Annotated in this window: 19 protein-coding genes and 1 riboswitch; of the genes, 15 read left to right on the forward strand and 4 right to left on the reverse strand. The window is 73.2% G+C overall.

The window, feature by feature from the left end; genetic code table 11:
* The first annotated feature begins 142 nt into the window (after positions 1–142).
* The 5 genes from ACIGHB_RS12030 to ACIGHB_RS12050 all read left to right on the forward strand — a co-directional run bounded on the left by ACIGHB_RS12030 (position 143) and on the right by ACIGHB_RS12050 (position 3342).
* Positions 143–523 carry a PT domain-containing protein gene (locus ACIGHB_RS12030; protein WP_399912007.1) on the forward strand — a complete coding sequence of 127 codons (381 nt, stop codon included), beginning with the start codon at positions 143–145 and terminating at the stop codon, positions 521–523.
* Entirely contained in the window at positions 435–1583 is a 1149-nt protein-coding gene (locus ACIGHB_RS12035; protein WP_399912734.1) for a cupin domain-containing protein, read from the forward strand. Before ACIGHB_RS12030 ends, ACIGHB_RS12035 begins: the two co-directional genes overlap by 89 nt.
* Positions 1584–1596: 13 nt before the next feature.
* Entirely contained in the window at positions 1597–2493 is an 897-nt protein-coding gene (locus ACIGHB_RS12040) for a sucrase ferredoxin (protein ID WP_399912010.1), read from the forward strand.
* 145 nt (positions 2494–2638) lie between these two features.
* A complete protein-coding gene (locus ACIGHB_RS12045; protein ID WP_399912012.1) occupies positions 2639–2968 on the forward strand; it encodes a plasmid stabilization protein in 330 nt (109 codons plus the stop codon).
* A gap of 107 nt (positions 2969–3075) precedes the next feature.
* The gene (locus ACIGHB_RS12050; RefSeq protein WP_399912015.1) at positions 3076–3342 is read left to right on the forward strand and encodes a hypothetical protein; all 267 of its coding nucleotides are present in this window, start codon (positions 3076–3078) and stop codon (positions 3340–3342) included.
* A gap of 75 nt (positions 3343–3417) precedes the next feature.
* On the opposite strand, the gene ACIGHB_RS12055 is transcribed toward ACIGHB_RS12050, so the two are convergent.
* From ACIGHB_RS12055 to ACIGHB_RS12065, 3 genes are all read right to left on the reverse strand, one after another.
* On the reverse strand, positions 3418–3897 hold the full coding sequence (locus ACIGHB_RS12055) for a DUF5709 domain-containing protein (protein WP_399912018.1): 480 nt from the start codon (positions 3895–3897) through the stop codon (positions 3418–3420).
* A 660-nt stretch (positions 3898–4557) separates the two neighbouring features.
* The gene (locus ACIGHB_RS12060) at positions 4558–5472 is read right to left on the reverse strand and encodes a hypothetical protein (protein ID WP_399912021.1); all 915 of its coding nucleotides are present in this window, start codon (positions 5470–5472) and stop codon (positions 4558–4560) included.
* 75 nt (positions 5473–5547) lie between these two features.
* A complete protein-coding gene (locus ACIGHB_RS12065; protein WP_399912024.1) occupies positions 5548–6633 on the reverse strand; it encodes a S1 family peptidase in 1086 nt (361 codons plus the stop codon).
* Positions 6634–7535: 902 nt separating this feature from the next.
* On the opposite strand from ACIGHB_RS12065, the gene dhaK reads away from it, so the two are divergent.
* The 7 genes from dhaK (at position 7536) to ACIGHB_RS12100 (ending at position 12616) form a co-directional block, all read left to right on the forward strand.
* Positions 7536–8528, forward strand: coding sequence for a dihydroxyacetone kinase subunit DhaK (gene dhaK, locus ACIGHB_RS12070; protein ID WP_399912027.1), 993 nt, complete (start codon positions 7536–7538; stop codon positions 8526–8528).
* A gap of 7 nt (positions 8529–8535) precedes the next feature.
* Positions 8536–9165 carry a dihydroxyacetone kinase subunit DhaL gene (gene dhaL, locus ACIGHB_RS12075; RefSeq protein ID WP_399912030.1) on the forward strand — a complete coding sequence of 210 codons (630 nt, stop codon included), beginning with the start codon at positions 8536–8538 and terminating at the stop codon, positions 9163–9165.
* Entirely contained in the window at positions 9162–9569 is a 408-nt protein-coding gene (locus ACIGHB_RS12080; protein ID WP_399912033.1) for a PTS-dependent dihydroxyacetone kinase phosphotransferase subunit DhaM, read from the forward strand. Before dhaL ends, ACIGHB_RS12080 begins: the two co-directional genes overlap by 4 nt.
* A 161-nt stretch (positions 9570–9730) precedes the next feature.
* Positions 9731–9953: riboswitch (cobalamin riboswitch) on the forward strand.
* A gap of 28 nt (positions 9954–9981) precedes the next feature.
* Complete coding sequence (locus tag ACIGHB_RS12085) at positions 9982–10677, forward strand: energy-coupling factor ABC transporter permease (protein ID WP_360316547.1); 696 nt, start codon at positions 9982–9984, stop codon at positions 10675–10677.
* Positions 10677–11021 carry an energy-coupling factor ABC transporter substrate-binding protein gene (locus ACIGHB_RS12090; protein ID WP_399912038.1) on the forward strand — a complete coding sequence of 115 codons (345 nt, stop codon included), beginning with the start codon at positions 10677–10679 and terminating at the stop codon, positions 11019–11021. Before ACIGHB_RS12085 ends, ACIGHB_RS12090 begins: the two co-directional genes overlap by 1 nt.
* A gap of 6 nt (positions 11022–11027) precedes the next feature.
* Positions 11028–11777 (forward strand): cobalt ECF transporter T component CbiQ, encoded by a 750-nt coding sequence (gene cbiQ / locus ACIGHB_RS12095; RefSeq protein WP_399912041.1) that lies wholly within the window; start codon positions 11028–11030, stop codon positions 11775–11777.
* Complete coding sequence (locus ACIGHB_RS12100; protein ID WP_360316538.1) at positions 11774–12616, forward strand: ATP-binding cassette domain-containing protein; 843 nt, start codon at positions 11774–11776, stop codon at positions 12614–12616. Before cbiQ ends, ACIGHB_RS12100 begins: the two co-directional genes overlap by 4 nt.
* Before the next feature lie 48 nt (positions 12617–12664).
* Here ACIGHB_RS12100 and ACIGHB_RS12105 read toward each other — a convergent pair whose 3' ends face one another.
* Positions 12665–13216: a hypothetical protein gene (locus tag ACIGHB_RS12105; RefSeq protein WP_399912045.1), complete on the reverse strand. Its 552-nt coding sequence runs from the start codon at positions 13214–13216 to the stop codon at positions 12665–12667.
* Between the two features lie 141 nt (positions 13217–13357).
* On the opposite strand from ACIGHB_RS12105, the gene ACIGHB_RS12110 reads away from it, so the two are divergent.
* The 3 genes from ACIGHB_RS12110 to ACIGHB_RS12120 all read left to right on the forward strand — a co-directional run bounded on the left by ACIGHB_RS12110 (position 13358) and on the right by ACIGHB_RS12120 (position 17651).
* Positions 13358–15382 (forward strand): FAD-dependent oxidoreductase, encoded by a 2025-nt coding sequence (locus tag ACIGHB_RS12110; protein ID WP_399912048.1) that lies wholly within the window; start codon positions 13358–13360, stop codon positions 15380–15382.
* A 48-nt stretch (positions 15383–15430) separates the two neighbouring features.
* A complete protein-coding gene (locus ACIGHB_RS12115; RefSeq protein WP_399912051.1) occupies positions 15431–15982 on the forward strand; it encodes a PadR family transcriptional regulator in 552 nt (183 codons plus the stop codon).
* Between the two features lie 277 nt (positions 15983–16259).
* Entirely contained in the window at positions 16260–17651 is a 1392-nt protein-coding gene (locus ACIGHB_RS12120; protein ID WP_399912054.1) for an FAD-dependent oxidoreductase, read from the forward strand.
* Positions 17652–17678: the final 27 nt, after the last annotated feature.

Below are 17678 nucleotides of genomic sequence, written 5' to 3' on the forward strand. Positions count from 1 at the left end.
GAGCAGGACCCGGAGCGGCAGGAAGGTCCGGCGGACGGCGGCGCGGACGGCGCCCCCGGCGTCCACGACGGCGGCGCTGACGGAGGCGCGGACAGTGGGGCCGACGGAGGCGCCGACAGCGGGGCCGACGGAGGCGCGGACAGTGGGGCCGACGGAGGCGCCGACAGCGGGGCCGACGGAGGCGCCGACAGCGGGGCCGACGGAGGCGCCGACAGCGGGGCCGACGGAGGCGCGGACAGTGGGGCCGACGGAGGGGCCGACAGCGGCGCAGACGGAGGCTCCGACAGCGGCGCGGACGGTGGCGCCGACGGAGGCGCGGACAGTGGCGCGGACGGAGGGGCCGACAGTGGCGCCCATGAGGCCGGCGGCGGCGGTTGAGCACCGTTCACCAGACGCTGCGGGACACGGCCGCCGCCGACGCCCGCGGCCGTGTCCTGGAGACCCGTCTGATCGGCGTCAGCCGCGAGAAGTTCGCCCGGGAGGTCTGGGGCCGCACCCCGCTGCTCACCCGCGGAGCCGGTGAATTCTCCGACCTCTTCTCGGCGTCCGCGGTGGACGAGCTGATCTCAGGACGCGGACTGCGCACGCCGTTCCTCCGCGTCGCCAAGGACGGCTCCACGGCCCCCGACTCCTCCTTCACGTCACCCGCAGGAGTCGGCGCGTCGGTCGCCGACCAGCTGGACGACACCGCGTTGTGGCGAAGCTTCGCCGACGGCAGCACCCTGGTCCTCCAGGCACTGCACCGCACCTGGCAGCCGGTCACGGACCTCGTGACGCGGCTCGGCACGGAACTCGGCCACCCCGTACAGGCGAACGCCTACGTCACCCCACCGCAGAACCGCGGCTTCGACGCCCACTACGACGTCCACGACGTCTTCGTCCTCCAGATCACCGGCACCAAGCGCTGGCTCGTCCGCGAGCCGGTGCTCCCGGCTCCGCTGCGCGACCAGCCCTGGACCGCGCACCGCGCCGCGGTCGCCGAGGCCGCGCGGAAGGAGCCGTACGCCGAGGCCGTGCTCGCACCCGGCGACGTCCTCTACCTTCCGCGCGGCTGGCTGCACGCCGCCGAGGCGCTGGGCGCGGTGTCCATCCATCTGACGCTCGGCGTCCACACCTGGACGCGGCACGCGCTGGCCGAGCAACTCGCCCAGGCCGCCCTGGCGTCGCTGCGGGAGGACGCGGAGATGCGCGCGTCCCTCCCCCTGGGCGCGGACGGTCCGGGCGACGACCTCGCCCTCGTACGCCGGCGTCTCGCCGAGGCGCTCACCGAAGCCGACCCCACTCCCCTGTTCCACCGCGCCCGCCGCCGCCAGGCACGCCCCGCCCCCATGGGGCCGCTGGCTCAGCTTCGGGCTCTCGACAGGCTCGCGCCCGACTCGCCGATGCGGCTGCGGGAGGGGCTGGAAGCGCGGCTGGCGGGACGGCGCCTCGCCACCCGGGCCGGGTGGCTCGACCTGTCGGAGGCGGAGCTCCCGCCGGTGCTCCGGATCCTCGACGGCGGCGTCCACCCGGCGGGAGAGCTGGGCCTTCCCCTCGTCGAACGACTGCTCCGGGCAGGCGTACTCGTCCCCGCCGAGCCGTGAGGCCGCGGACACGATGACGACTCCGGCACGGTTCCTCTGTTCCGACGCCGCTCGCCTGCGCGGCGACCCTATGGCGGGCACGGCGCCGTACGGTGCGGTCTGGATCCTCGTCGAGTACCGGGCCGGCTGGCCGTTCGACGGCTTCGACGGAATCGCTCTCGCACCCGAGGTCAAGGCACGGGTGAACGCCGCCGCGCGGGCGACGCGCGCCCGTGTGCTGCTGGTCAGGCGCCACGGCCGCGGCCGTCCCGACGAACGGCCCCGGTGGGCCGTCCTCCGCCACGAGCGGGGCGGCGCCCACAGCCAGACGTGGGGAACGTGGGACGGCGACGGGGACCTGGAGGGAATCGTCACCGCCCTGGACGCGCCCGGAGAACCGGGGCACCCACCCGTCGTCCTCGTCTGCACCCACGGCCCGCACGACACCTGCTGTGCTCTGCGCGGCCGTCCGGTGGCAAGGGCGCTGAGCGAGAGCAGGCCGGAGCTGGTGTGGGAGTGCACCCACGTGGGCGGCGACCGCTTCGCCGCCAACGTCGCCGTCGTACCCGACGGCGTCTACTACGGGAACCTCGACGCCCTCTCGGCGGTGACGGTGGTCGAGGAACACCTGTCGGACCGCATCCGGCCGGACCACCTGCGCGGCTACACGGACCTCACCCCGCCCCAGCAGGCGGCCCTCTGCGCCGTCCTCCGCCACGCGGGTCCTTCGGGCCGCCACGACTACGTCGTCGAGGAGACGGTCAGGGACGAGGACCGCTGGCGGGTCCGTGTCACCGGCCGGCTGGCCGGCCTCTCGGCCTTCGAGGTCGAGGTCCACGCCCACCGGTCACGCCCGCACCGGCTGACCTGCCGCGCCCCGGCCCCCGGCTCGGCGGTCTCCTACGACGTCACCTCCCTTCACGTCGGCTGATCGCCTTCCCGTCCTCGCGTGCCTCACGGGGAGGTTCGTCGTGAAGGAGGCCGCGGGGAAATACCCGGCCGCGTCGCGTGAGGTGCGGGGCGACGGGGGTAGTCGCACCATGACACTGACCACCCCCACGACGAGAGGTTTCGCCATGCCTCGAGGTTCCAGCCCGAAGCGCGAGCGCCAGTACGAGCACATCAAGGAGTCCGGCGAGAAACGCGGCATGTCGGAGGGACGTGCCAAGGAGATGGCTTCTCGCACGGTCAACAAGGAGCGGGCGAGGTCGGGAGAGAGCAAGACGTCGAGCCGCAGCTCCACCCAGGGAAAGTCCGCCTCGCAGCGGGGCGGCGAGAAGTCGGGAGGGGGCGGCGGCTCCTCCGGCAAGACCAAGGACGAGCTCTACGAAGAGGCGAAGAAGCGAGACATCCACGGCCGCTCGACCATGACCAAGCAGCAGCTCAAGAACGCCCTCGGCCACTGACCCGCGCGTTCCCCGAAGCGCCTGCCCGTCCTGGCACCTGCCCGACGAAGCGCCTGCCCGACAGAGCACCTGTCCGACAGAGCACCTGTCCGACAAAGGAGGATCCGATGGCCGGCACTCCCGAGCCGGAGCTTCCCGACCCCGTACCGACGACACCCGACGCCGTCACCCCCGATCTGCCGCCGCCGGACGAGGAGGCGCCCGACATTCCCGGCGCCGGAGGCCGGCGGCCCCGCTCCGAGCGAACGGGCGGGTCCGGCGCGTCCCCCGAGGACGGCACCGCCGCCGAGCCGGACGAGGACGCCGACGCGCACGGCGAGGGCCGCCCGGCCGCCGGTCCGGGTACCCCGGCCCCCCAGGAACAGACCGACTGAGCCCACGCGTCGGACCGACCGAGCGCACGCGCCCGGTCGGTCCGACGCGCCGCTCAGGAGCGGACGACGTCCGGGTCACGTCGCATCGGGTTCCTCTTCCTCGTTCTCGATGACGTGCATCGCCGCTTCCTCGGCGCCGGCAGCGCCTCCGTCGATGCCCTCGTCCCGGGCCGTCGACCCCGCGGTGGTGCCGGTACGGACATTCTCGTCCGGCACCCTCAGGCGTCCGGCGCGGCGGCTACCCGCCTCGGTGTCGATCATCTCCCCCTCCCCGCCGGGCAGGTCCCCCACACCGTCCCCTTCGGGCTCCGCGACATCGGGCTCCTCCTGGGACAGCCTGTCGTCCAGGGCTTCGCCCGCCCGCTGCTCCTCCGCCGTCGTACCGTGCTTCGTCACGCCCAACGGCTTCTCGGGGGGCGAATAGCCCTCGTCCAGCATGTCGTCGTAGGTGCGCTCGTCCACGGCGTTCTGCAGGTCCAGCGGCGCCGCGTCCTCCTGCTCCTCGTTGGTCCCCGTGGGCTGATGGGCGTCGTCCGCCCTCTCGTTCTCACTCATCGGGCGCTCCTTCGGAAACGTCGCGCCGCGTCCGGCGGGGGGCGGGTCACCTCGCTGTCCTGCCGTCTCGCTCGCCCCAGGAGCGGCTGCCCGCGGCGCGCCACGCGAAACGGTCGGGGCGGGCGTGGCTGCCGACGGAGTCGGAGGCCACCCGCGACGCACCCGTGCGCGGCGGCGCCCCAGACGGCTGTGCACACCCTTACGCTCTTCGGTTTCGCGACGGAACGGGGCGCCAGTGCGAGGAGTCGGGCTATCCGGCACAGGACGACGCCCTCGACCGTCTCACGCAGATCTACCAGGAGAAGCGCAGCACACCTGCGCAGCACTCCGAGTCGAAGCGCACGCTGGGAGCGCAGCGCTTCGGGGAGTACGCGAGCGCCTGGCTGCCGCGTCAGCGCCACTTCGCGCCCGGCACCATACGCACGATCAAGCAACTGCTCGACAGCCACCGGCGATCCCTTCCAGGGCGTCGTGCCTCCGGAGTACATACCCCATCGGGTCACCATCCCGCCCCTGGACGAGATCCACGCCCTCAAGGTAGTCGGCTCCACCGGTCTCGTCGTCGTCTCGCCTTCGGCACGTTCCTGCTCACCCGTACCCTCCTCGGTGTCCTGGCCGGGCGTTCGCCTCGTGACGTCGACTCCCCCGGTCGCCCGGAAGTCAGCGCCAGCTCGGTGACGGGCCGCCCGGCTCGCCGTACGGCACAGGGCGACCCGTGAAGGCGTCCAGCAACACCCGGTCACCCATAGGCCGGTCGAGTCTGACGGTCAGCTTCTCGCCGTCGAGTCGGCCGGTGCAGGGTCCGTCGTCCACGCCGGCGACGGATGCGGAAAGCACCACGCTGCCGCTCGTCTCCAGCACCGTCACCCTGGGCCCGTCGTCGCACGCTCCGTGATCCGCCTGCACGGTGACAGAACGGCCGTCGGCCGACATGTCGACCAGTCGGCGCAGCGGTGTCAGGTTCCGTGAGGATGTCTGCGGGGCTGGCGCGATGGGAGGTTCGGAGAGTCTCGACGGTGCGACGGCCGCCTGTTTGAGCGGGGTGTCGTATCCCTCCAGGGTGAAGAGCCAGGCGGGGACAGTGGCCGGGCCGCGGTGGGTTGCCAGCGTCATCACGCCCGGTTCCGCCCGCGTAACCGTGAGGTGCGGGCCGGGGCCGCTGGTGCGGTCGAGTGACGCGTATGCCTCCCGTGCGCCGGTCAGGGGTGCCTTGAGGGAGCCGCCACGCTCCCACGTCACCGTCCCGACCCCCGGTGAGACGGCGGGGAGTTCGCCGCGCAGCATGAAGCTCCGGGTCTCGAAGGCACGTCTGTCTGCCTTGCCGCGTAGGCCGTTCTCCGGCGGCTGGACGTGCTCGTCCATCGGGTGGTAACCCCTGCTCCACGCCTTGGCGGCCTGGGAACCGTCCCAGGCGGCGGCCACCTCGCGCGCACGTGGCTGCGATGCCTCGGCCGCGCCCGAGCGGTTGCTGCCCCCGTTTTCCTCGCTGTCGCAGCCAGTGAGTGTCCCGGCGCCGACGACAAGCATGGTCATCGCCAGGAACAGGGGAACGGTGTGCCTGATACGTGTACGCATGGATCTCCCAGGGCTGCCGAGGACGGATGCGGGGGGGCGGGCGCAGTGCGAGATGGTGCGGCACCGCTCCACTCCTCAGATGACCTGGAGGCCGTACGCGGAGAGCACCTTCTGGACGGGGTGGTAATAGGTTTCGCGGTCCGACTGGGCGTCCGTGTCTCCGCAGGGCTGGTCGACGTAGTTACCGCCCGAGGTGATACCCAGGGCCGTGGTTCCCGTGAACAAGGCTCCGCCGCTGTCCCCGAGCTTGTTGCACAGGCTGGTCTTGATCATGCCCTTGAGCGTGATTCCGTCGCTGTAGGTGACGGTCGTGCTCGGCTGGAGGACCATCCCGTCGAGGTCCTGGCTCATGGTCCCCACACGCTTCACCTTCTCCCCGTCATAGGCGTACCGGGAGGTCGTGATCTGACCGGTCGAGGCGTCCCGGTACTGAATGGTTCCGTACGGGATGACGTTGGAGTTGAGGTACTCGACGATGGCGTAGTCGCCATCGCCGCCATAGCTGAACGTGGTCTGACGGCCCAGGTAGACCCCGTTGGAGCGCCGGTCCCAGTCGTAGTAGCCACCCACCATGCAGTGTCCGGCGGTGAGCATGTACGTCTTCCACGAGCCGTTCCGCACGTTGAACGCGGCGCTGCAGGTTCGGCTGCCCGAAGTGATGCCGAGGCCGCCGCGCATGACCTCGACGGTGCTCTGGAGCGTGCCGGGCTTGTTCTCCACGCTCACGGCGTCACCGTGCGTGGCGGCCACCTTCTCTATGCGGGCTCGGTCGGCTGCGGAAACCCCGTCGTAGATGCTGACGACCACCTGGTTGCCGCTCGGGTCGACCCCCCAGGCGGTGTTGGGGATACCCGCCAGACGATCCAAGTCCGCCTGAGCCGAGTTCAGTTCGTCGGCACTATGGGCAACGACCTTCGCGGCCCCACCCGCCTCTCGCACCGACCGCGCGGCGGTCTCGTCGGTGACGGCGACCACCAACCGACCGTTCTCGTAGTAGACGCCCGCCATGCGGTCGTCTCCCAGTTCGGCGGCCAGAGCCGTGGCCCGGGCAGGGTCCATGAGCGGCTCCGGGGCCGCCTGGGCGCCGGGTACGGCAAGCGCCACGAGCATGACACCTGTCGCCATCGTGATTCCCGTGCGGCGTATCTGGCGTCTCAGCATGCGAAGTCCCCCAACAGAACAAACTGATCAGTGGTGTTCGAGGGACGACACTGTCTGCGGTCGATGGCCGGGGGGCGAACAGGAATCGTCCACACATACGGGTGAGTAAGGCTTGGCCGATCCATATCGGTTCTTGGCAGATTCCGAGCTGAGATGGGGCACCTGCCCGCCAGTCCAGACCCGGCCCCTCGAACCCAGGAGGCCCACGTGCCCGCCCCTTCGGTCACCATCACCTGCGAGTTCAGCGGCAGCGTCGTGGCAAAGGGCGCCCCTGATGACCTCTCCGCATCGCTCCTGAGGCACGCCGGCTTCCAGCAGATCGGCGGCGAGTGCGGTCAGCAGTGCCGAGGGGGCGGCGTCGGCGACCTGCGGGCCGTGGGCCGTGGCGGGGTGCATGAGGGTGAGGAGTTCGGTCAGGGACTGCCCGCGCCCAGGGGCAGCGTGTCCTCGGGCAGGATCGGGGTGCGGTGGCTGTGGGAGTCTGCGGCGGCGCTGGTCAGGTCGAACCGGTCGGCGGTGCGCTGGGTGAGCCAGGCTGTGGCCGGCCGGTGGCAAACGGGTTCTCGTACGACGACAGTGGGCGCGCCCGGGGTGTGGTGCAGGCCCGCCGTGCGCCAGCTGCGCGGTGACCCTGCCCGGCCGGCACAGGCTCTCTTACGCGCACCGGTGCGCGACCTCACTCCCAGGCAGATAATTGCGCCATCATGCACAAGTGCAAAGAGCACCCAGTCCGACTCACCCCTGACGGGTGGTCAATAAAGTCAGCTACAGGTCAGCATCAGTACCGCTCGGGATCGCCCCCGGGCGCCGCGATCCGCCAAGATCAACAAACGGTCTCACCTACTGTGACCTGCGTAAAGCCTGCTCAGTCACCTACCTGCTAGTCGCACCAGGAGGTATCCATGAGGATGCTGATCAACGTGCCCGAGACCGTCGTCGCCGATGCCTTGCGCGGGCTGGCCGCCGCGCACCCCGAGTTGACCGTGGACGTCGAGCGGCGGGTGGTGGTGCGGAGGGACGCGCCGGTGGCCGGGAAGGTCGCCCTGGTGTCGGGGGGCGGGTCCGGGCACGAGCCGCTGCACGCGGGGTTCGTGGGGCCGGGGATGCTCGACGGGGCGTGCCCCGGGGAGGTGTTCACGTCGCCCGTGCCGGACCAGATGGTGCGGGCCGCCGCCGCGGTGGACAGCGGGGCGGGGGTGTTGTTCGTGGTGAAGAACTACACCGGGGACGTGCTGAACTTCGAGATGGCCGCCGAGCTCGCCGAGGACGAGGGCATCCAGGTCGCCCGGGTGCTCGTCGACGACGACGTGGCCGTCACCGACAGCCTGTACACGGCGGGGCGGCGCGGGACCGGCGCCACGCTCTTCGTGGAGAAGCTCGCCGGGGCGGCGGCCGAGGAGGGCGCCCCGCTGGAGCGGGTGGAGGCGCTGGCCCGGCGGGTGGTCGCGCGGTCGCGGTCCTTCGGCGTCGCGCTGAGCGCCTGCACCACGCCCGCCAAGGGCAGCCCGACCTTCGATCTTCCGCCCGGGGAGCTGGAGTTGGGCGTCGGCATCCACGGCGAGCCGGGGCGGGAGCGGCGCGGGATGATGACCGCGCGGGAGATCGCCGAGGTCGCCGTCGACGCGGTCCTGGACGACCTGCGGCCCTCGGATCCGGTGCTGCTGCTCGTGAACGGGATGGGCGGGACGCCGCTGCTCGAACTGTACGGGTTCAACGCGGAGGTACGGCGGGTGCTCGACGCGCGCCGGGTGCCGGTGGCGCGGACCCTGGTGGGGAACTACGTGACCTCGCTCGACATGGCCGGGTGCTCGGTGACCGTGTGCGCGGCCGACAAGGAGCTGCTGCGGCTGTGGGACGCGCCGGTGTCGACGGCCGCGCTGCGCTGGGGCCGGTGAGCGGGCGATGACGGAGGCGTACGGTGCCGCGTTCGCGGTGCGCTGGATGGAGACGGTGGCGGCGGCGGTGGACCAGGAGGCGGGCCGGCTGACCGAGCTGGACGCGGCGATCGGCGACGCGGACCACGGCGCCAATCTGCGGCGCGGGTTCGCCGCCGTCGCCGACGCGCTGGCGAAGGAGCCGCCCGCGACACCCGGCGGGGTCCTCGTGGCCGCCGGACGGCAGCTGATCTCCACGGTGGGCGGGGCCTCGGGGCCGCTCTACGGGACGCTGCTGCGCCGGGCCGGCAAGGCGCTCGGCGACGGTGACGCGGTGACGCGGGCCGAGCTCGCGGACGCGCTCGCGGCCGGCGTCGCCGCCGTCGGGCAGCTCGGCGGGGCCGTACCGGGCGACAAGACGATGCTGGACGCGCTGGTCCCGGCCGTGGCGGCGCTGCCCGAGTCCTTCGCGGCGGCGCGCGCCGCGGCCGGCGAGGGCGCGCTCGCGACGGTCCCGCTGCGCGCCCGCAAGGGCCGGGCCAGTTACCTCGGCGAGCGGTCGGTCGGCCACCAGGACCCGGGGGCGACCTCCTCGGCGCTGCTGTTCGCCGCGCTGGCGGAGGCGGCGGAGGAGGCGGCGGAGGGGGCGGCCGGATGAGCGGGGCGAGGGTCGGGATCGTGCTCGTCTCGCACAGTGCCGCCGTGGCGGCGGCGGTCGCGGAGCTGGCCCGGGGGCTCGCCGGCGGCGGCGACCTGGCACCGGTCGCGGCGGCGGGCGGCACGCCCGACGGCGGTCTCGGTACGAGCTCCGAGCTGATCGCCGCGGCGGCGAGGGACGTCGACGCGGGGGCCGGCGTGGCCGTCCTGGTGGACCTGGGCAGCGCGGTCCTGACGGTGAAGGCCCTCCTCGCGGAGGGCGACGAACTCCCGGAGGGCACCCGGCTCGTGGACGCCCCCTTCGTGGAGGGCGCGGTGGCCGCCCTGGTGACGGCGAGCGCCGGCGGCGGCCTGGACGCGGTGACGGCCGCGGCGTCGGAGGCGTACGCCTACCGCAAGGTCTGAGACGGGGAGAGGGGGCCGCCCCGGCTGGGTTCCACGCCGCCGGGGCGCCCTCGTCCGAGCAGCAGCAAGCACTAGGACGCGTTCCACGCTAGTGCGAGGGTCTGACAACGGGTCCCGCGCCACCGGGCCCGGCGAGGATGTCCGAGCGCGAGTGACCGACCCCGCATTGTGATGAAGCAGGTCAACACACTAATGTCACAGCGCCTTGGTGTTCGGGAAACCGGTGCAGTACCGGTGCGGCCCTCGCCACTGTGATCGGGAGGTCCGGCTCCTTCCCCTCGGGGAAGCCACTGCTCCGCCGCGGGAGACCGTCGCGGGGTGGGAAGGCGGAGTCGGGCGTCATGACCGTCAGCCAGGAGACCGGCCAGGGCGCGTTGTCCATCCACGAGGTGCTGGAGAGGGTCTCCCGATCATGCATATCGCCGAGGGGTATCTGCCCCCCGTCCATGCGGCCGCCTGGGGCGTCGCATCGGCTCCGTTCGTCGTCCACGGCGTCCGGGCGCTCACCCGCGAGGTGCGCGCCAACCCCGAGTCCACGCTGTTGCTCGGCGCCGCCGGCGCCTTCACGTTCGTCCTGTCCGCGCTCAAACTGCCGTCCGTGACGGGCAGTTGTTCCCATCCTACGGGTACGGGTCTGGGCGCCATACTGTTCCGGCCGCCGATCATGGCGGTGCTCGGCACCATCACGCTCCTGTTCCAGGCGCTGCTGCTCGCCCACGGCGGGCTGACCACGCTGGGGGCGAACGTCTTCTCGATGGCGATCGTCGGCCCCTGGGCGGGATACGGCGCCTACGTGCTGCTGAAGCGGTCCGGGGCGCCCCTGATGGTGAGCGTCTTCTTCGGCGCGTTCGTCGCCGACCTGTCCACCTACTGCGTGACCAGCGTCCAGCTGGCCGTCGCCTTCCCCGACCCGGGCAGCGGCATCGCCGGTTCGCTGGCGAAGTTCGGCTCCATCTTCGCGGTGACGCAGATCCCGCTCGCCGTGAGCGAGGGGCTGCTGACCGTCCTCGTGGTGCGGCTGCTCATGCAGGCCAGCAAGAGTGACCTGCTGCGTCTGGGCGTGCTCGCCCGGACGGAGCCGAAGCGACGCGAGGAGGCGGCGGCGTGATGAGCCGGAACGCGAAGATCAACACCCTGCTGCTCGCGCTCGTGGCGGTGCTCGCCGTCGTGCCGCTGGCGCTCGGGCTCGGCGACCACAAGGAGGAGCCGTTCGCCGGCGCCGACGCGGAGGCCGAGACGGCGATCACCGAGATCAAGCCGGACTACGAGCCGTGGTTCAGCCCGCTGTACGAGCCGCCGTCCGGCGAGATCGAGTCGGCGCTTTTCGCCCTCCAGGCGGCGCTGGGCGCCGGTGTCCTCGCGTACTACTTCGGGGTGCGGCGCGGCCGTCGGCAGGGCGAGGAGCGGGCGGCGGCCCGCGAGGAGAGCGGCGCACCCGGCGCGGAGGCGTAACCGCCGATGCTGCCGATCGACGCGGCGGCGCACAGCAGCCGCTGGCGCCGCCGCCATCCGGCGGAGAAGGCGGCGCTCGGTCTCGGTCTGACCCTGTGCGCGGTGTGTCTGCCGCCGTGGCCGGGCGCGCCCCTGGTCGCGGCGGCCACGCTCGCCGTGCTGCTCGGCCCGGCCGGTGTGCCGGGCCGGCAGCTGTGGCGGGCGTTCCGGATCCCGCTGGGCTTCTGCGTCACCGGGGCCGTCCCGCTGCTGTTCGCGGTGGGCGGCCCCGGCGGCGTCGTGGCCTGGGCCCCGGACGGGCCGGCGCACGCCGGGGAGCTGCTGCTGCGGACGGCCTCGGCCTCACTGGGGGTGCTGCTGTTCGCGTTCACCACACCGGTGTCGGACGTGCTGCCGCGCCTGGTCAGGGCCGGGGTGCCGGCGCCGGTGGTGGACGTGGCCCTGGTGATGTACCGGATCGTGTTCCTGCTGCTCGACGCGCAGGCCAAGGTGCGGCAGGCGCAGGCGGCGCGGCTCGGGGCGACGACCCGGGCGGCCGTCTGGCGGTCGCTGGCCGGGCTCGGCGCGACCTCGTTCGTCCGCGCCTTCGACCGGGCGCGGCGGCTCCAGACCGGTCTCGCCGGGCGCGGCTACGACGGGACGCTGCGGGTGCTGCTGCCCGGGGCCCCGGTCTCGCGACCGTTCCTCGCGGCGACGGCCGGTCTGCTCGGGGGGCTCGTCGCCCTCACCCTCGTACTGGAAAGGTTCCTGCCATGACGGTCCCCGTCCCGGTGGTGGAGTTGGTGGGCGCGGGTTTCGCGTACGAGGACGGTCCCGCCGTCCTCACCGATGTCGGGTTCGCGGTGACGGAGGGCCGGGCGATCGCGCTGCTCGGGCGGAACGGCGGCGGGAAGACCACGCTGCTGCGGCTGCTCAGCGGCGGGCTCCGCTGCGGGGAGGGAGCGCTGCTCCTGGACGGTGCGGAGGTGGCGTACGACCGGAAGGGGCTGACCCGGCTGCGGACGTCGGTGCAGCTGGTGGTGCAGGATCCGGACGACCAGCTGTTCGCCGCCTCGGTGGCGCAGGACGTGTCGTTCGGGCCGATGAACCTGGGGCTGCCGGAGGAGGAGGTGCGGCTCCGGGTGGACGAGGCGCTGGAGGCGCTGGACATCACCGCGCTCGCGGACCGGCCGACGCACCTGCTGTCGTACGGGCAGCGGAAGCGGGCGGCGATCGCGGGCGCGGTCGCGATGCGCCCCCGGGTGCTGATCATGGACGAGCCGACGGCGGGCCTGGACCCGCACGGGCAGGAGCGGCTGCTCGACACCCTGGAGCGGCTGCGGGCGGCGGGCACCACGGTGGTCATGGCCACGCACGACGTGGACCTGGCGCTGCGGTGGGCCGACGAGGCCGCCGTGCTCTCCCCCGCCGGACTGCGCACGGGCCCGGCGGGCGAGCTGCTCGCGGACGAGGCCCTGCTCGGCGCGGCCCGGCTGCGGCGGCCGTGGGCGGTCTCGGTCGAGCGGCTGCTCCGGTCGCGGGGGCTGCTGCCGGAGGGCGTACCGGGCCCCCGGACGGCGGAGGACCTGGACGCGCTGCTGGAGCGGGTGGGCTGAGCGCGCGTACCGGGCCCCCGGACGGCGTGGGCTGAGCGTCGGAGGCGTTCAGTCGTCGGCGGCCACGAGCAGGGTGAGGCGGCGGGCCGCGCGGTCGACGAGGACGAGTTCGTGGAACTCGCCGTGGACGCTCGCCCAGTCGTGGTACGCGTCCTTCCCGAGGCCGTTCAGGTGGTGGACGGAGTCCGCCGCCGCCAGCGGCTCGTACGCCTCGCGGCGCAGCGCTTCGGCGAGCGCGTCCGGGAGGGGGCCGTACCGCTCGGCCCAGGTCTCCAGGAGCCGGGTCGCCCCGTCCCGGCCGATGGACTCGTACGCCTCGGGGGTGACGAGGCGGAGCCAGTACGGGCCGTGGCGGGTGCCCCCGGGGTCCACTCCGCCGCCGGCGTAGTCGTCGCGGAACTGCTCGTGGGCGACGAGCGCGGCGAGGAGGGCCCGGTCGGGGACGGACGGGTCGGGGACGGACGGGTCGGGGACGGACGGGTCGGGGAGACGGAATCGCTTCACGTCGAGCCACCGGTACGCGTGCGCGTGCGGCTCGGCGAAGGCGAAGTGCCGGAAGTTCACGAAGGCGGCGCCGTCGTGGGTGAGTGTCGCTTCCACGGCGTGAGCGTAGGCGAAGTGAGTCAAGCCTTCCTACCGCGTAGTAACCATCACACCCCCACCCTTCTGCAACTAGTTGCATAAGGGGTGGCGGGTCGCCTACAAAAGGGTGCGACGATCCCTGCGCGAGGAGGCGCCCCCGTGACCGCGACGACCCCGTACCCGCATCTGCTCAGCCCGCTCGACCTCGGCTTCACCACCCTGCCCAACCGGGTGATCATGGGGTCGATGCACGTCGGCCTGGAGGAGACCGAGCACGGCTTCGAGCGGATGGCCGCCTTCTACGCCGAGCGGGCCCGCGGCGGCGTCGGCCTCATCGTCACCGGCGGCATCGCGCCCAACGAGGCCGGCCGGCCGTGGGACGGCGGCGCCAAGCTGACCACCGCGGAGGAGGTCGCCGAGCACCGGCTGATCACCGGCGCCGTGCACGCCGAGGGCGGCCGGATCGCGATGCAGATCCTGCACTTCGGCCGGTACGCCTACCACCCCGCCCTGGTCGCGCCGAGCCCGATCCAGGCGCCCGTCAGCCCCTTCGTCCCGAACGAGCTGACCGACGCCGAGGTCGAGCGGACCGTCGAGGACTACGCCCGCTGCGCCGAGCTGGCCAAGGAGGCCGGATACGACGGCGTCGAGGTCATGGGCTCCGAGGGCTACCTCATCAACGAGTTCATCGCCGCCGCCACCAACCACCGCACCGACCGCTGGGGCGGCTCGTACGAGAACCGGGTCCGCTTCCCGCTGGAGATCGTCCGCCGCATCCGCGAGCGCGTCGGCGCCGACTTCATCGTCGTCTACCGGCTCTCCATGCTGGACCTCGTCCCCGGCGGCTCCACCCTGGAGGAGGTCGTCCGGCTCGCCAAGGAGATCGAGGCCGCGGGCGCGACGATCATCAACACCGGCATCGGCTGGCACGAGGCCCGCATCCCCACCATCGCCACCTCCGTCCCGCGCGGCGCCTACACCTGGGTGACCAAGAAGCTGATGGGCGCCGTGTCGGTGCCGCTGGTCACCAGCAACCGCATCAACACCCCCGAGGTCGCCGAGGAGATCCTCGCCGACGGCCGCGCCGACCTCGTCTCGCTCGCCCGCCCCTTCCTCGCCGACCCCCACTTCGTGCGGAAGGCGTCCGCCGGGCGCTCCGAGACCATCAACACCTGCATCGGCTGCAACCAGGCGTGCCTCGACCACACCTTCAACCTCAAGATCACCTCCTGCCTGGTCAACCCGCGCGCCTGCCACGAGACCGAACTGGTCCTCTCCCCCACCCGGCTCGCCAAGCGGATCGCCGTCGTCGGCGCCGGACCCGCCGGCCTCTCCTGCGCCGTGTCGGCGGCCGAACGCGGCCACTCCGTCACCCTCTTCGACGCCGCCGCCGAGATCGGCGGACAGCTCAACGTCGCCAAGCGGGTCCCCGGCAAGGAGGAGTTCGACGAGACCCTGCGCTACTTCCGCGTCCAGCTCGCCGAGCACGGCATCGACGTCCGCCTCGGCACCCACGTCACCGCCGCCGACCTCGACGGCTACGACGAGGTCGTCGTCGCCACCGGCGTCACCCCCCGCGCCCCCGGCATCGAGGGCCAGGACCACCCCAGCGTCGTCAGCTACCTCGACGTGCTGCGCGACGGCGCTCCGGTCGGCGAGCGGGTCGCGATCATCGGCGCCGGCGGCATCGGCTTCGACGTCGCCGAGTTCCTGACCGACGGCGGCGAAGGCGCGAGCCAGGACCCCGAGACGTACTTCCGCCAGTGGGGCGTCGACACCTCCTACGAGAACCGGGGCGGACTGCGCACGCCCGAGCGGAACGCGCCGCCGCGCCAGGTGCACCTGCTCCAGCGCAAGACCACCAAGGTCGGAGCCGGACTCGGCAAGACCACCGGCTGGATCCACCGCACCGAGCTCAAGCACCGCGGCGTCGCCATGGTCGCCGGCGTGAGCTACGACCGGATCGACGACGAGGGCCTGCACCTCACCGTCGACGGCGAGGCTCAGCTGCTGCCGGTCGACACCATCGTCCTCTGCTCCGGCCAGGAGCCCCGGCGGAGCCTGTACGAGGAGCTGGTCGCCGCCGGCCGCACGGCGCACCTCATCGGCGGGGCCGACGTCGCCGCCGAACTCGACGCGAAGCGCGCCATCGACCAGGGCACCCGGCTCGCCGCCGCCCTGTGACCCGCTGACCCGTCCGTACGGCGCGCGACCCGAACCTAGGATGCGAGCATGTCCCTCCCGCACGCGATCCTCACCGCGCTGCTCGAAAAGCCGTCCTCCGGCCTCGAACTGACGCGCCGCTTCGACAAGTCGATCGGCTACTTCTGGTCGGCCACGCACCAGCAGATCTACCGCGAGCTGGGACGCCTGGAGGAGGCGGGGCAGATCCGCGCCCTGCCCTCGCCCGTACCCGTCCGAGGGCAACGCAAGGAGTACGAAGTGCTGCCCGCGGGCCGGGAGTTCCTGCGGGAGTGGGTCGGCGCGGCCGAGGACCCGAAGCCGCTGCGGTCCGCGCTGCTGCTGCGGATGCGGGCCGCGGCCGTGGTCGGCTCGGCCGGACTGCGCGCCGAGCTGGAGCGCCACCTCGCCCTGCACCGGGACCAGCTCGACGAGTACCGCGCCATCGAGGAGCGGGACTTCCCGGCCGAGCGGCGCCTGACCGAGCCCGACCGGCTGCGCCACCTCGTCCTGCGCGGCGGGATCGAGCTGGAACGCTTCTGGGTGGAGTGGGTGACCTCGGCGCTCGACGAACTGGGGCCCGAGGCGGGCCCCGGGGGGTGACGCCGGGCCGGAAGGCGGCGAGGGCGTGACGCCGGGGCCTCGTCCGGAAGGGCGGAGGAAGTACGCCGGGGCCTCGTCCGGAACGGCGGAGGAAGTACGCCGGGGCCTCGTCCGGAACGGCGGCGAGGGAGGACGCCGGGGCCTGAAGCAGCCCGGGCGGCACGCCGTTCGCGCCCCCGCCCCGCGCCCTTCCGCCCCCGCCGCGCGCCGGTGCGCTCCCTCCCCGCCGTGGATACTGGTCGGTACCACGTCTTGTCCACGACACGAAAGGGCGGGTATGGCCGACGACTTGGGGCACCGCGGGACACGTCACGCGGTGGTCATCGGGGGAAGTCTCGCCGGACTCCTGGCGGCGCGGGTCCTCGCCGAACACGCGGAACGGGTCACCGTCGTCGAGCGCGACCGGCTGCCGGAGGGGCCGGACGCCCGGCCCGGAGTGCCGCAGGGCCGGCACCTGCACGTGCTCATCGAGGGCGGCCAGCAGGCGATCGACGAACTGCTGCCCGGCTTCATGGACGAACTGCGGGAGCTCGGCGCGCCCAAGGTGGCGATGCCGACCGACATGGTCCAGTGGCAGGCCGGCCAGTGGTTCACCCGGCTGCCCGCCTCCGCGCACTTCTACAGCGGCCCCCGGCCGCAGCTGGAATGGCTGGTGCGGCGGCGCGTGCTGGCCGATCCCCGCATCACGCTCGTGGAGGGCACCGAGACGGTGGGCCTGACCGGCACCGCCGCGCGGGTCACCGGCGTCCGTCTGCGGGAGCGCGGCGCGGGCACGGGGCAGGAGCCCCGTACGCTCGCCGCCGACCTGGTGGTGGACGCCTCGGGCCGGTCCACGAAGGCGGCGGACTGGCTGGCCGCGATCGGCGCCGAGGCACCGCACGAGGAGACCCTCGACACCGGTCTCGCCTACAGCTCGCGGATCTACAAGGCGACGGACGCCGTGCCGGCCACGGACGCGCTCGGCTACTACATCGTGCCCGGCCCCCGGCAGCCGTACGGCGGAGTGATCGTCCCGCTCGGCGACGGGCACCACATGGTCACCTTCTCGGGTCTGCGCGGCGACGAACCCCCCACCGACGAGGGCGAGTTCGAGGAGTACGCGAAGCGGTTCCCGCACCCGGTGATCAGCGAGTGGGTGGCCGGCGCGGAGCCGGTCACACCGGCGCACGGCTTCCGGCAGACCGCCAACATCCGCCGCCGGTACGACCGTCCGGGCCGCCGCCCGGCGGGCTTCCTCGCCACCGGCGACGCCCTGTGCGCGTTCAACCCGATCTACGGGCAGGGCATGGCGACCGCCGCGCTCGGCGCCGTGGCGCTGCGCCGGGCGCTCGCGGACACCCGGCGGGTGCCGTCCACCCGGCGGGTGCAGCGGGCGCTGCTCGACGCGTCCCGGCAGGCGTGGGACATCTCGGCGGGCGCGGACAAGAAGATGCCGGGCGCGACGGGCGACGCGGCCCGGTCGAAGCCGACGGACCGGGTGACCGGGTGGTACCTGGCGCGGGTGCAGGAACGGGCGGCGGGCGACGCCGTCGTCGGCGTGCCGTTCCGCGCGGTGCTGACGCTGTCGGCTCCGCTGACCAGCCTGTTCGCCCCGTCGGTGCTGCGGGCCGCGCTGTTCTCGCCGGTACCGGAGACCCCGGCGGAGCCTCCGCTGCGCCTCGGCGGCTGACGAGGGGGCGACAGGGCGACGGGGGCC

The organism is Streptomyces sp. NPDC085460, from assembly GCF_044541975.1.
Taxonomy (GTDB): Bacteria; Actinomycetota; Actinomycetes; order Streptomycetales; family Streptomycetaceae; genus Streptomyces.

Bases quoted from the DNA above. Each gene is read 5' to 3' on its own strand.
- dhaK (WP_399912027.1), top strand. From the start codon at position 7,536: ATGAGGATGCTGATCAACGTGCCCGAGACCGTCGTCGCCGATGCCTTG.
- ACIGHB_RS12080 (WP_399912033.1), top strand. From the start codon at position 9,162: ATGAGCGGGGCGAGGGTCGGGATCGTGCTCGTCTCGCACAGTGCCGCC.
- ACIGHB_RS12120 (WP_399912054.1), top strand. From the start codon at position 16,260: ATGGCCGACGACTTGGGGCACCGCGGGACACGTCACGCGGTGGTCATC.
- ACIGHB_RS12115 (WP_399912051.1), top strand. From the start codon at position 15,431: ATGTCCCTCCCGCACGCGATCCTCACCGCGCTGCTCGAAAAGCCGTCC.
- ACIGHB_RS12090 (WP_399912038.1), top strand. From the start codon at position 10,677: ATGAGCCGGAACGCGAAGATCAACACCCTGCTGCTCGCGCTCGTGGCG.
- ACIGHB_RS12055 (WP_399912018.1), bottom strand. From the start codon at position 3,897: ATGAGTGAGAACGAGAGGGCGGACGACGCCCATCAGCCCACGGGGACC.
- ACIGHB_RS12100 (WP_360316538.1), top strand. From the start codon at position 11,774: ATGACGGTCCCCGTCCCGGTGGTGGAGTTGGTGGGCGCGGGTTTCGCG.
- cbiQ (WP_399912041.1), top strand. From the start codon at position 11,028: ATGCTGCCGATCGACGCGGCGGCGCACAGCAGCCGCTGGCGCCGCCGC.
- ACIGHB_RS12045 (WP_399912012.1), top strand. From the start codon at position 2,639: ATGCCTCGAGGTTCCAGCCCGAAGCGCGAGCGCCAGTACGAGCACATC.
- ACIGHB_RS12040 (WP_399912010.1), top strand. From the start codon at position 1,597: ATGACGACTCCGGCACGGTTCCTCTGTTCCGACGCCGCTCGCCTGCGC.
- ACIGHB_RS12085 (WP_360316547.1), top strand. From the start codon at position 9,982: ATGCATATCGCCGAGGGGTATCTGCCCCCCGTCCATGCGGCCGCCTGG.
- ACIGHB_RS12065 (WP_399912024.1), bottom strand. From the start codon at position 6,633: ATGCTGAGACGCCAGATACGCCGCACGGGAATCACGATGGCGACAGGT.
- ACIGHB_RS12050 (WP_399912015.1), top strand. From the start codon at position 3,076: ATGGCCGGCACTCCCGAGCCGGAGCTTCCCGACCCCGTACCGACGACA.
- dhaL (WP_399912030.1), top strand. From the start codon at position 8,536: ATGACGGAGGCGTACGGTGCCGCGTTCGCGGTGCGCTGGATGGAGACG.
- ACIGHB_RS12060 (WP_399912021.1), bottom strand. From the start codon at position 5,472: ATGCGTACACGTATCAGGCACACCGTTCCCCTGTTCCTGGCGATGACC.